The sequence below is a fragment of the Streptomyces sp. NBC_00096 genome, assembly GCF_045041305.1.
GTDB lineage: Bacteria > Actinomycetota > Actinomycetes > Streptomycetales > Streptomycetaceae > Streptomyces.
On record NZ_CP108221.1, the window covers coordinates 6,101,638 to 6,114,527 of the forward strand.

Genomic DNA, 12,890 nt, shown 5'->3' on the forward strand with positions numbered 1-12,890 from the left:
CCATGGGAATGATCATCACCGCCGCGGGCACCGCCACCGTCGGCACACCCGCCACCGGCACCGACGCCACCGACGCCCGTACGGCCTCTTCCGTGGAGCTCGCCGGCCGGGCCGCCCGCGACTGCCTCAGCCAGACCGGTCTGTCCCCCTCGGGCGTCGGCGTCCTCGTCAACGTGGGCGTCTACCGGGAGTCCAACACCTTCGAACCGGCTCTCGCGGCCCTGGTGCAGAAGGAGGTCGGCATCAGTCTGGACTACCTCGTGGATCCGGCGGCCGGCTTCTCCTTCGACCTCATGAACGGCGCCTGCGGCGTACTGAACGCGGTCCAGGTCGGTCAGGCGCTCCTCGAAACGGGCAGCACGGATCGCCTCCTGGTCACCGCCGCCGACGTGCACCCCGGCGGCGACGCCCGCCGCGACCCCGACTACCCGTACGCGGACCTGGCCGGCGCCCTCCTGCTGGAGCGCAGCGCCGACCCCGATGCCGGATTCGGCCCCGTACGGCACTACACGGGCGACGGTCCCACCGACACGGAGGGCTACCTGGACACCGCCGGCATGGGCGCCGAAGGCCGGACCCTGATCACCGTGCGGCGCTCCCCGGACCACGACCGCCGCCGCGCCGAACTCGCCGCCACCGCCGTCGCGGACTACGCCGCCGCGTACGGGCTCGACCTCGACCGCACCCTGGTGATCGGCCCGGGCACCGAGGCGGACGCGCTTCCCCCGGGCGAGACGGGCGAACCGCACACCGCGGCCCCCGTCCTCGGCTACCTCCACGCCCTGGCGGCGGGCCTGCCCGAGGACTGCGACCAACTGCTGTTCGTCACGGCCGGCGCCGGTCCCAGCGCGGCCTGCGCGAGCTACCGACCCGAAGGCCGGTGATCCGGTGACCACCGCGAGCCAACGACGCACCACCACCTGGGCCCCGGCGGCCGGCGCCGCCGCGGGCCTCGCCTCCCGCCTGGAAGACAACGCCCGCGCCTTCCCGCACAAGCCGGCCGTCATCCACCCCGACGGCGGCCGCGAACCCGACGGCCGCCCCCGCTACCACACCCTGAACTACGGGGAGTTGCAGCAGGAGGTCGAGCGACTCGCCCACGGACTGACCCACGCGGGGATCGGCCGGGGAACCAGGACGGTGCTGATGGCCCCGCCCGGAGCCGAGCTGTTCGCCCTGGTCTTCGCCCTCTTCAGGATCGGCGCCGTCCCCGTCGTCGTCGACCCCGGCATGGGGCTGCGCCGCATGCTCCACTGCTACCGGGCCGTGGGCGCCGAGGCCTTCATAGGCCCGCCGCTCGCCCACCTGGTGCGCGTCCTGGGGCGTCGTACCTTCGAGGCCGTACGGATCCCGGTCACGCTGGGCCGCCACCGGCTGTGGGGCGGCCACACCCTCGCGCGCCTGCGGTCCGCCCCGGGCCCGCGCACCGCGCCCCCCGCCGTCGGCGGGGACGACCTGCTGATGATCGGCTTCACCACGGGATCCACCGGCCCCGCCAAGGGAGTCGAGTACACCCACCGGATGGCGCTCTCGATCGCCCACCAGATCGAGGACACGCACGGACGCACCCGGGACGACGTCTCCCTGGTCACCATGCCCTTCTACGGCATGCTCGACCTGGTCTACGGTTCCACGGTCGTCCTCGCCCCGCTCGCCCCGGCGAAGGTCGCGCACGCCGATCCCGGCCTGCTCGTCGACGCGCTGGAACGTTTCGCCGTCAGCACGATGTTCGCCTCGCCCGCCCTGCTGCGCCGCCTCGCGGACCATCTCAAGACCCACCCGCACCCCTTGCCCGACCTGCACTGCGTGGTGTCCGGCGGGGCGCCCGTGCCGCCCTCCGTGGTCGCCGCGCTGCGGGACGTCCTGGACGAGAAGGCGCGGATCCACGTCACCTACGGGGCCACCGAAGTCCTCCCGATCACCTCGATCGAGTCCGAGGAGATCCTGGCCGAAACCGCCGGCCGGGCCGCGCTGGGCGCCGGAACCTGCGTCGGCCGGCCCGTACCCGGCACCTTCCTGCGGATCGAGCCCGTCACCGACGGCCCGATGCGGGCCCTCGCCCCCGGGACCGACACGGACCCGGAGCCCGGGCGCGTCGGGGAGATCCTCGTGGCCGGAGACTCCGTCAGCCCCCGCTACCACGCCGCCCCGCAGGCCGACGCCCTCCACAAGGTGGCCGAGGAGCCGTACGAGGACCCGACCCGCGCGGGCCTCCAACCGCCCGACGGACCCGCGCCCCGCCTCTGGCACCGCACCGGGGACCTCGGCTACCTCGACGGCAACGGTCGGCTGTGGTTCTGCGGACGAGCGGCGCAGCGCGTGCGCACCGCCGGGAACGACCTGTACACCGTGCTCTGCGAGGGCGTCTTCAACGCCCATCCGCTGGTCCGCCGCAGCGCACTGGTCGGCATCGGCCCGGCCGGCACCCAGCAGCCCGTCGTCTGCGTGGAGACCGAGCGCCCCCTCGACGCGGAGGCCTGGCGCGACCTCGTCGCCGAGCTGCGCGCAGCGGCCGCCGAGCACGTCCCGGTGCTCGGATCCGCGCCGTTCCTGCGCCACGCGGGATTCCCCGTCGACATCCGGCACAACGCCAAGATCGGCCGCGAGGAGCTCGGCCGGTGGGCCGAACGCCGCCTCGGGCCCCCGGCGCGCCCGTGGTCCCGCGCCGGAGCCGCGAAACTGGTCCCGCTCGCCGGATGGGCCTACCTCATCGGCGGCGCGGTCCTGGCCGCGACCGCCGGAGCACCCGAGCTTCCCGTCCTGCAGTGGCTGTGGTGGATCGACGCCGTCCTCAGCATCGGCGTGCACGCCGCGCAGATCCCCCTCGCGCTGCCCCGCGCCCGGGCGGCCGGACACGGGCGGGCGGCCACCGTCGCGCTCACCATGCTCTACGGCGCCACCTGGTGGCGGGCCCTGTGAACATCCTGATCACCGGGGCCACCGGTTTCCTCGGCGGCCACCTCGTCGACGCCTGCCTGCGCGAGGGACACCACGTACGCGTCCTGGTGCGCGAGGGCAGCGACACCGCACGGCTGCGTTCCCTGCCCGGAGTCGAACTCGCCGTCGGCGACCTGACGGACGAGGACTCGCTGCGCGCGGCCGCCGCGGACCGCGACACCGTGCTGCACAGCGCCGCCCGGGTCGTCGACCACGGCAGCCGCACCCAGTTCCACGAGGCGAACGTCGCCGGCACCCGGCGGCTCATGGTCGCCGCGCGGGCCGCGGGCGCCGGACGGTTCGTCTTCGTCTCCAGCCCCAGCGCACTGATGCGGATCCGCGAGGGCGACCGCCTCGACATCGACGAGACCACGCCCTACCCGGACCGCTTCTTCAACCTGTACTGCGAGACGAAGGCGCGCGCCGAACAGGACGTACTGGCGGCCCACACCGAACGGTTCACCACCCTCGCCCTGCGCCCGCGCGGCATCTGGGGACCGCGCGACCACGCCGGCTTCCTGCCCCGCATGATCGGCGCGATGCACGCGGGCCGGCTGCCCGACCTGTCGGGCGGCAAGCGGGTCCTGGTCTCGCTGTGCCACAGCGACAACGCCGTGGCCGCCTGCCTGCGGGCGGCCACGGCACCGGCCGAACGCGTCGGCGGCCGGGCGTACTTCGTCGCGGACCGGGAGCGGACCGACCTGTGGGCCTTCCTCGCCGAGGTCGGCCGGCTCCTCGGCTGCGCACCGCCGGGACCGAGGATCCCGCTGCCGGTCGGCCGCGCGCTCGCCGGCGCCGTGGAGGCGCTGTGGCGGCTGCGGCCCGGTCCCGAGGACACCGCACCGCCGATGAGCCGCTACATGATGGCCCTGCTCACCCGGTCCACGACCTACGACACCGGTGCGGCCCGACGCGACCTCGGCTACGAGGCGCCGCTCGGGCAGGCGCAGGGCGTCCTCGAACTGGTGCGGTGGGTGCAGGACATCGGCGGGGTGGACGCCTGGACCCGCCCGGCGCCCGGATCCCGCCCGGCGCCCCTGCGTCCGCGCGAGCCCGCACGCGGGCACTGCGACCAGCCCGCGCCCGGCCCCGCCGCGCCCGTGCGTCCCGGCGAAACCGTACTCGGGCCCGCGCCGGCGACCGAGCCCGCGGGAGGGTCCGCGTCCGTACCGCCGGGCACCGCCGGCACCGCACCCGCCCTTTCCGAGCGAGGAGGAACCCCGCGATGAACCGTCCCCCACCCGCCGCCGCCCACCTCTACCGGCGCCCCGTCTCGCCCACCGAGCGGCTCTACCTCGCCGCCGGGCACGCCCGCGGCGCCATGGCCCTGCGCATCCTCGTCGAAGGCGAGGGCCTGCCCGATCCCGGCCGCCTCCGGGCGGCGGTGGCCCGGGCCGCCGAAGCCGTCCCCGGCTCCAGGCTGGCCCGGCGGGGTCCGCTGTGGCACGCCGACGGGCCGTTGCCCCGCGTCCGGTACGCCGACGTCCGCTCCGCCGCGGCCTTCGAGGTCTCGACGGCGGACACGGCCGCCCTCTTGTACGGCCCCGCGCGGCGGACGGACCCGCCCGGCTGCGAGGTACTGGTGGTGCCCGGCGCCGCCCCGTCCGCCGCCGACGGTGGCGCGGCGCCGGGCACCCGCACCACGCTGGTGTTCAGCGTCTCGCACGCCCTGATGGACGGGCACGGTGCCCTGATCTGGGTACGCGAGGTCTTCCGGGCGCTGCGCGGTGACCCGGCGCGACCCGCCCTGGCACCCGACACCGACCGGGGACTGCTGCGCCGGCTCGGCGCCGGCGACCGCCGTCCCACGCGGCCGCCCGACCGCCCCTCGCCCCTCGGCCGCCCCCCGGCCGGGCCCTCGCGGACCCTGTGGCTGCGCAGGACCCTGCCCGGTCACCACTCGGCCTTCACGGCCCGCCTCGCCCAGGCCGTCACCGACGCCTCCGGCCGGCCCGGCCGGGTCATGGTCCCGGTCGACCTGCGCAGGCACCGCCCCGGCGTCACCGCCACCGGCAACCTGACGCTGCCGCTCTTCCTCGACCTGAACCCCGGCGACGACTGGACCGGCCCGCACCTCACCCTGCTGCGGGCCCTCGCCGACGGCCGTGAACTCGCCTCCGGCTTCGAGTCGGCCCTCGCCCCGCTGCCGCTCGCCGCGTCCGCCCTGTTGCTGCGCGCCGGCCAGGCGGCCACCGGCCGCGCCGACCGTCACCTCGCCTCGGCCGTCGTGTCCCACCTGGGCCGGCTGGCCCCGGAGGACTACAGCGGAGGGGGCTTCACGGCCACGACGGCCTATGCCCTGCCCGTCCACGCGCCCCTGGTACCCGTCTCGTTCGTCGCGGCCGAGACACCCGCGGGGACCGAGCTGACGATGGGGGTACGCGGCGGCCCCGATCTCGAGGCCCGCGCGGAGCGCTTCCTGGACCGGGCCCTGGCCCGCCTCACGCCCGAGCCGTCCCCGTCACCGTCACTGGCCCCGCTTCTGACGGCCCGGTCCCAGACCGCCCCGCCCCGACCGGTCCTGCCCACCACCGGGACCACAGAGACCGCAGGGACCACAGAGACCGCAGGGACCACAGAGCCCGCAGGGACCACAGAGACCGCAGGGCTCACCGGGTCCACCGGATCCACCGTGGTCGACCTGCTCCGCGCGCAAGCGGCCCGTACACCCCACGCGGTCGCCCTCGACGGGCCCGAGGGGGAGGTCACGTACGCGGAACTCGATCGCCGCTCCGACGCCGTCGCCCGCGAACTGGCCGCTCGCGGCATCGTCCGTGAGGACCTCGTCGGACTGATCGTGGACCGGTCGCCGGCGGGCGTCACCGCCCTCTGGGGCATCCTGAAGGCGGGCGCCGCCTACGTGCCACTCGACCCCGCCCACCCCGGCGAGCGGATCAAGGAAGTCCTCCAGGAGTGCGGCGCCAGGCTGTGCCTGACCCAACGCCACCTCGCCGACGCGCTGACGGTGTCCGTACCGTGCCCGCTGATCCTGACCGAGGACGTCCTCGACTCGCCCGGCACGGCGGTCGGGGCGCTGCCCCCGGCCCCCGGGCCCGGGGACCTGGCGTACGTCATGCACACATCCGGTTCCTCCGGGCGTCCCAAGGGGGTGCGGATCGAGCACGGCGGCCTGACGGGATTCGTCCGCTGGATGAGCGACGTCTGCCGGATCGACGAGGACACCCGCTTCGGCTTCGCCTCCTCCTACGCCTTCGACATCTCCTGCTTCGCACTGTTCCTGCCGCCCGCCGCCGGCGCGACCACCGTGCTCGCTCCCGGGGCCCCTTCCCGGGCGACCCTGCGGCGTCTCGTGCACGACCACCGCGCCGATACCCTGGCGCTCACCCCCTCGCACCTCGTGCTCTTCGGGGACCGGGGAGCCGTACGCACCCTGCTGCTCGGTGGCGAGCCGCTGACGCCCGCCGCCGTGCGCTCGGCCCGGGCTGCCTTCGGCCCGGACTGCCGGGTCGTCAACGGCTACGGGCCCACCGAGGCCACCGTGGCCTGCCTCGCGCACGTCGTGGACGGCAGCGAGACGACGGCCACCATCCCCCTCGGCACCGCCGGTTCCTCGACCCGGGTCGAGCTGGTGGCCGAGGACGGCCGGGTGATCGGCACGGGGGAGGAGGACCACGGCCGGACCGGTGAGATCGTCGTCAGCGGGCTCCAGGTGGCCCGCGGATACCTCGGTGCCCCCGACGGGACCACCTCTCCGTTCGGCACCCGCCCCGACGGCGTGCGCGTCTACCGCACGGGCGACCTCGGGCGCAGGCTGCCCGGCGGGGCGGTGGAGTTCGCGGGGCGCGTCGACGGGCAGCTCAAGATCGCCGGGCACCGGGTGGAGCCCGCCGAGATCGTCGCCGCGCTGGAGGCGCACCCCGCGGTGAGCCGCGCCGTCGTGGCGGCGCGCAGCCGCCCCGGTACGACCACGCCGGTGCTGTGCGCGTACGTGGTGGCGGCGACCCCGGGCGGTCCGGTGATGGCGACGGCCCCGGAGGCGCAGCGGGCGGGCGACCCGGACCTGGCCGCGGTGTTGCGCGCGGAGCTCGCCCACAGGCTGCCCGCCCATCTGGTCCCGGCGCGGATCACCATCGTCGCCGGCATCCCCAGCTCGGTCAGCGGCAAGGCGGACCTCGACGCGCTGCCCGACCCCTTCGGAGCGGGCGGGCCGGAAGCGGATCCGGCGACGCCGGGCCCGACCGCGATCCGGGACCGGGTCGCCCGTCACTGGGCGGGGATCCTCGGGGTGGACGCCGCGGACCTCACGGCGGGCGCGGAGTTCCAGCTCCTGGGCGGCGACTCCCTGGCCCTCGTGGAGATGCTCGCCGCCGTCTCCGGCGACCTCCTCACCGAAGCCCAGGGACGCTGGTTCATGAGCCGGCTCGAATCCCTCGTCCGCGACGTCACCCTCGACCACGTGTGTGCCCACGTGGAAGCCGCCCGGAAAGAGGTCCCCGCATGATCTTCATCGGTGACGGAGCCCTGCTGCGGCGTGCGGTCGTCCACGCGGCCGCTCGGGGGTACGCCGTCGACCTCGTCTGCAGCGGGGATCCGCTGGACGCCGCGGGCGCCACGCACCTCTGCGCCGACGTCAACACACGGGCCGCGGACCTTGCCGGAGCCTCCACGGACGGCATCGTCTGGTCCCTGAACAACCATCGGATCCTCCGCGCACCCGTCCTCTCCCTGGGCCTGCGCATCCTCAACATCCACAACGGCCTCCTCCCGCGCCACCGGGGTCTGCCCTCGGTCGCGCTCCTCTTCGCCCTGCTGCGCGGCGACACCGAGTACGGGGCCACGCTGCACGAGGTCGAAGCGGGCATAGACACCGGACGGGTCCTGGCGGACCGGCGTTTCCCGATCGGCCCCGACGACCGCCACCACCAGGTGATGCTGCGGGGGATCCGGGCCTGCCAGGCCCTCTTCGAGGAGACGCTCGAGGCCGTAGCCGGGGGATCGGCCCTGCCCGCCGGGACCGTACGACCGTACGGACCGGAGAGCTACAGCGGCCTGCGCGCACTGGACCGCCTGGCGGAGCACCGGGACCATCCGGCGTTCGTCCGGGCCACGGACCTGGGGCCGTTCGCCGCGCACGCGCCGGAGCTGGCCCGCGCGGTGGCCGCCGTACGGGGCCGAGCCGAGCAGCCGTTCGGGAAAAACCTTGGATCGTGACGCACGTCTGCCCGCTAGCCTGGGAAAATGCTCACAGAAGTGATCGCGACCCGTTACGTCACACCCTTGCGGGAGGGCGGCTCGCTCCCCGGCATCGTCGAGGCCGACGACCTGGGTACGTACGTCATGAAATTCACCGGTGCCGGCCAGGGCCGCAAGACCCTGGTCGCCGAAGTCATCTGCGGGCGCCTGGCCCAGCGGCTGGGGCTGCGCGTCCCGCGGCTGGTGCAGATGCAGCTCGACCCGGTCATCGGGCTCGGCGAGCCCGACCAGGAGGTCCAGGAGCTGCTCAAGGCCAGCGGCGGGCTCAACCTCGGGATGGACTACCTTCCCGGCTCGATCGGCTTCGACCCGCTCGCGTACCGGGTGGACCCCGCGGAGGCGGGGCGCGTGGTCTGGTTCGACGCGCTGATCAACAACGTCGACCGGTCCTGGCGCAATCCGAACATGCTGGTCTGGCACGGGGACGTCTGGCTCATCGACCACGGAGCCACGATGATCTGGCACCACAACTGGCCCACCGCGCAGAGCGCCGCCGCCAAGCCGTACAACGCCTCGGACCACGTGCTGGCCCCGGTCGGCCCGGACATCGCCGCCGCGGCCGCCGAGCTCGCGCCCCTCGTGACGCGGGAGCTGCTCACCGAGGTCGCGGCCGACGTGCCCGACGAGTGGCTGGTCGACGAGCCCGGCTTCGACTCCACCGATGCGCTGCGGCGCGCCTATGTGGACGTCCTGTTGCCGCGCGCGGCCACGATCCACGAGAGGATCACGATGGAGGCCGAGGTGAAGGCCCGGTCGGGTCCGCCCGGCTGGCTCGCCGACCGCCTCGACCCCCGGCCCCGGAAGACGAAGAGCGGCAACGAGTGACCAAGCGCGACGTGTTCGAATACGCACTGGTGCGTGTGGTGCCCCGGATGGAACGCGGTGAGTGTTTCAACGCCGGCGTGATCGTCTACTGCAGGGCGCACTCCTACGTCGCCGCGCGCACGCTCCTGGACGAGGCGAAGCTCCTCGCGCTGGATCCGGGGGCCGACGTGGCCGGGGTGCGGGCGGCCCTGCGGGGGGTCGAGGGAGTCTGCACGGGCGGCGAGTCCGCCGGGCAGGCGTCCGGCGACGACGCGGGGCGGCGGTTCCGGTGGCTGATCGCGCCGCGGAGCACCGTCGTGCAGCCGGGACCGGTGCACACCGGCCTGACGGCCGATCCCGCCGTGGAGGTGGAGCGGCTGCTGGACCTCCTGGTCCGGTAGTCGCCGGCCCGGTCCGGCAGCCGTCGGGCCGGGCCGCGCCCGCGGGGCTGCGGAGGGCTGCCGTTGACACCGGGTGCCAGGGCTCCTAGCGTCTCCTCAGCTGAAGCTACTAAGCGGTTGCTCACCCCTGAGGGGCCGCTTTCCTAGGGCGAGGAGATCCAGCATGTCCACCACCGAGCAGCGCGTCGCGATCGTGACCGGGGCGGCCCGGGGCATCGGCGCGGCCACGGCCGTACGCCTGGCCGCCGAAGGACGGGCCGTCGCCGTACTCGACCTGGACGAGGCGGCCTGCAAGGACACCGTGGAGACGATCACGGCGGCCGGCGGCAAGGCCGTCGCGATCGGCTGCGACGTCTCGGACGGCGCGCAGGTGGAGGCGGCCGTCGAGCGCGTGGCGAGCCTGCTCGGCGCCCCGACCATCCTGGTCAACAACGCGGGTGTGCTGCGCGACAACCTGCTCTTCAAGATGAGCGACAGCGACTGGGACACCGTGATGAACGTGCACCTGCGCGGCGCGTTCCTGATGTCGAAGGCCTGTCAGAAGCACATGGTGGCCGCCAAGTTCGGCCGGATCGTCAGCCTCTCCAGCAGTTCGGCGCTGGGCAACCGCGGCCAGGCCAACTACTCGGCGGCCAAGGCCGGTCTGCAGGGCTTCACCAAGACGCTGGCCATCGAGCTCGGCAAGTTCGGCATCACCGCGAACGCCGTCGCCCCCGGCTTCATCGTCACCGAGATGACCGCGCACACGGCCGCCCGGGTCGGCATGGACTTCGAGGACTTCCAGGCCGCGGCCGCCACCCAGATCCCGGTGCAGCGCGTCGGCCGCCCGGACGACGTGGCCAACGCCATCGCCTTCTTCGCCGGCGAGGACGCCGGCTTCGTTTCCGGCCAGGTCATGTACGTGGCCGGCGGCCCGCTCAGCTGACGAGAAGCAGGGAGCACGTCATGACGTACGAAGGAACGGACAGCGGCAGGGTCGCGCTGATCACCGGGGCCAGCCGGGGCATCGGCTACGGCATCGCCGAGGCACTGGTGGCGCGCGGCGACCGGGTCTGCATCACCGGGCGGGGCGAGGAGGCCCTCAAGGAGGCCGTGGAGCGGCTCGGCGCGGACCGGGTGATCGCGGTCGCGGGCAAGGCGCACGACGAGGCCCACCAGGCCGCCGCCGTGGAGCGCACGATGGAGGCCTTCGGCCGCGTCGACTTCCTGATCAACAATGCGGGGACCAATCCGGTCTTCGGGCCGATCGCGGACCTGGACCTGGGTGTCGCCCGCAAGGTCTTCGAGACCAACGTGGTCTCGGCCCTCGGCTTCGCCCAGCGGACCTGGCACGCCTGGCAGAAGGAGAACGGCGGCGCGATCGTCAACATCGCCTCCATCGCCGGCGTCTCCGCCTCGCCCTTCATCGGGGCGTACGGGATGAGCAAGGCCGCGATGATCAACCTGACCCTCCAGCTCGCCCACGAGATGGCGCCGGGGGTCCGGGTCAACGCGATCGCGCCCGCGGTGGTCAAGACGAGGTTCGCGCAGGCCCTCTACGAGGGCCGCGAGGCGGAGGCCGCGGCGGCCTATCCGCTGGGCCGGCTCGGGGTCCCGCAGGACATCGGAGGGGCGGCCGCGTTCCTCACATCTGCACAAGCGGAATGGATCACAGGGCAAACTCTTGTCGTTGACGGGGGTATGTTCCTCAATGCCGGAGTGCATTAACCGATAATCGGACGCATTTGCCTCCCGAGAGGAGGCAAATGCGTACCGAATAGGCACTTATTCGGTCAAGTGCCGCACGAAACGTGCCCATTGGATTCGTGATGCACTGCGGTAGGGTCTGCCGCACCCCTGGCTGATCGAGGAGCGTGCACGTGTTCAACCGGACCAGATGCCTGCAGATCTCTGCGGCCCTTGCGTCCATATCCCTGCTCTCCGGATGCGGCCTGTTCTCGGACGACGGCAGCGACGGCGCGAAGCGGATTGTCGTCGGAACGACGAGCGCACCCACCACTCTCGATCCGGCCGCGGCCTGGGACGGTTCCTGGGAGCTGTACCGGAACGTCTACCAGACCCTGCTGGCGTTCCCCACGGGTGCCACCAAGCCCCAGCCCGACGCCGCCCAGAGCTGCGAGTTCACCGACTCGGGGAACGAGTCGTACCGCTGCATCGTGCGCAAGGGCCTGAAGTTCTCCGACGGCGAGCCGCTCGACGCCAAGGCCGTCAAGCACTCCCTGGACCGGATCCGGACCATCAACGCCCCGTCCGGCCCCAAGGCCCTCTTCGGCAGCCTGGACAAGATCGAGACGCCGGACGCGCAGACGGTGGTCTTCCACCTGAACACCCCGGACGCCACCTTCCCCTTCGTGCTCGGCTCCCCGGCCGCCTCGCTGGTCTCGCCGAAGCAGTACCCGGCCGACAAGCTGCGCGAGGGCGACAAGGTCACCGGCTCCGGCCCGTACACCCTCGAGTCCTACAAAGAGGGCGGCGAGGCGGTCCTGAACAGCAACGAGGGCTACAACGGCTTCGCCGACCGCAAGAACAACGGCGTCACCATCCGCTACTTCGCGGACTCCAAGAAGATGGTCGCGGCGCTCAAGGGCAAGGAGATCGACGCGACCTACCGCGGCCTGTCCGCCCCCGAGATCAAGGACCTGCAGACCCCGGAATCGCACAACGCGGGCGTCCAGGTCGTCGAGAACGTCGGCGCGGAGATCCGCTACCTGGTCTTCAACCCCAAGGACCCGCAGGTCGCGAAGGTCGCCGTGCGCAAGGCGATCGCCCAGATCGTCGACCGCGGGGCGCTCGTCGCCAAGGTCTACCAGGGCACCGCGGAGCCGCTGTACTCGATGGTCCCCAAGGGCGTCGTCGGGCACCGCACGCCCTTCTACGACATGTACGGCCAGCCGAACGTGGCGGAGGCCAAGAAGACCCTGAAGGACGCCGGGATCACCCAGCCGGTTGAGCTGACCTTCTGGTACACCACCGACCGCTACGGCGCCTCGACCGCCGACGAGTTCACCGAGCTCAAGCGCCAGCTGGACGAGACCAACCTCTTCAAGATCACCCTGCGCGGCCAGCCCTGGAAGGCCTTCCAGGAGGGCTACAAGAAGGGCGAGTACCCGGTCTTCGGCCGCGGCTGGTTCCCCGACTTCCCGGACCCGGACAACTTCATCGCGCCGTTCGTCGGCAAGGACAACGCGGTCGGCACCCCCTACGAGCCCCCCGTGATCCTGAACGACCTCCTGCCCAAGTCCCGCCGCGAGAGCGACCGGTCGGCCGGCGTCCACGAGTTCGAGCAGGCCCAGCAGATCTTCGCCGACGACGTCCGGCTGCTCCCGCTGTGGCAGGGCAAGCTGTACGTCGCCGCGCGCGAGGACATCGCCGGCGCCGAGCGGGCCCTGGACCCGCAGACCGTCATGCAGGTGTGGGAACTGCACCGCAAGCCCAGCTGGTAGCCGCCCCGGCGGTGCCGCCCGGCCACGGCGTTGTCAGTGGCCCCCGGTAGGTTCTCGTCCTGTCGCGCGAAGCAGTTGCGCGAGGTCGAGG

10 protein-coding genes are annotated in these 12,890 nt (G+C 73.4%); all 10 read left to right on the forward strand.

Annotated elements, in window-relative coordinates; translation table 11 throughout:
* The first annotated feature begins 2 nt into the window (after positions 1-2).
* The 10 genes from OG904_RS27060 (at position 3) to OG904_RS27105 (ending at position 12,799) form a co-directional block, all read left to right on the forward strand.
* The gene (locus tag OG904_RS27060) at positions 3-884 is read left to right on the forward strand and encodes a hypothetical protein (RefSeq protein ID WP_405495266.1); all 882 of its coding nucleotides are present in this window, start codon (positions 3-5) and stop codon (positions 882-884) included.
* A gap of 4 nt (positions 885-888) precedes the next feature.
* A complete protein-coding gene (locus OG904_RS27065; RefSeq protein ID WP_405495268.1) occupies positions 889-2,919 on the forward strand; it encodes a fatty acid CoA ligase family protein in 2,031 nt (676 codons plus the stop codon).
* Entirely contained in the window at positions 2,916-4,166 is a 1,251-nt protein-coding gene (locus tag OG904_RS27070; RefSeq protein WP_405495270.1) for an NAD-dependent epimerase/dehydratase family protein, read from the forward strand. Before OG904_RS27065 ends, OG904_RS27070 begins: the two co-directional genes overlap by 4 nt.
* Positions 4,163-7,399, forward strand: coding sequence for a non-ribosomal peptide synthetase (locus OG904_RS27075; protein WP_405495272.1), 3,237 nt, complete (start codon positions 4,163-4,165; stop codon positions 7,397-7,399). Before OG904_RS27070 ends, OG904_RS27075 begins: the two co-directional genes overlap by 4 nt.
* Complete coding sequence (locus OG904_RS27080) at positions 7,396-8,109, forward strand: formyltransferase family protein (RefSeq protein ID WP_405495274.1); 714 nt, start codon at positions 7,396-7,398, stop codon at positions 8,107-8,109. Before OG904_RS27075 ends, OG904_RS27080 begins: the two co-directional genes overlap by 4 nt.
* 27 nt (positions 8,110-8,136) lie before the next feature.
* The gene (locus tag OG904_RS27085; protein WP_405495276.1) at positions 8,137-8,976 is read left to right on the forward strand and encodes a HipA family kinase; all 840 of its coding nucleotides are present in this window, start codon (positions 8,137-8,139) and stop codon (positions 8,974-8,976) included.
* Positions 8,973-9,356 (forward strand): DUF3037 domain-containing protein, encoded by a 384-nt coding sequence (locus OG904_RS27090; RefSeq protein WP_405495278.1) that lies wholly within the window; start codon positions 8,973-8,975, stop codon positions 9,354-9,356. The genes OG904_RS27085 and OG904_RS27090 overlap by 4 nt, the downstream gene beginning before the upstream one ends.
* 163 nt (positions 9,357-9,519) lie before the next feature.
* Entirely contained in the window at positions 9,520-10,281 is a 762-nt protein-coding gene (gene fabG, locus OG904_RS27095; protein WP_405495280.1) for a 3-oxoacyl-ACP reductase FabG, read from the forward strand.
* A 20-nt stretch (positions 10,282-10,301) separates the two neighbouring features.
* Positions 10,302-11,063, forward strand: coding sequence for an SDR family oxidoreductase (locus OG904_RS27100; RefSeq protein ID WP_405495282.1), 762 nt, complete (start codon positions 10,302-10,304; stop codon positions 11,061-11,063).
* Positions 11,064-11,215: 152 nt separating this feature from the next.
* Positions 11,216-12,799, forward strand: coding sequence for an ABC transporter substrate-binding protein (locus tag OG904_RS27105; RefSeq protein ID WP_405495284.1), 1,584 nt, complete (start codon positions 11,216-11,218; stop codon positions 12,797-12,799).
* Positions 12,800-12,890: the final 91 nt, after the last annotated feature.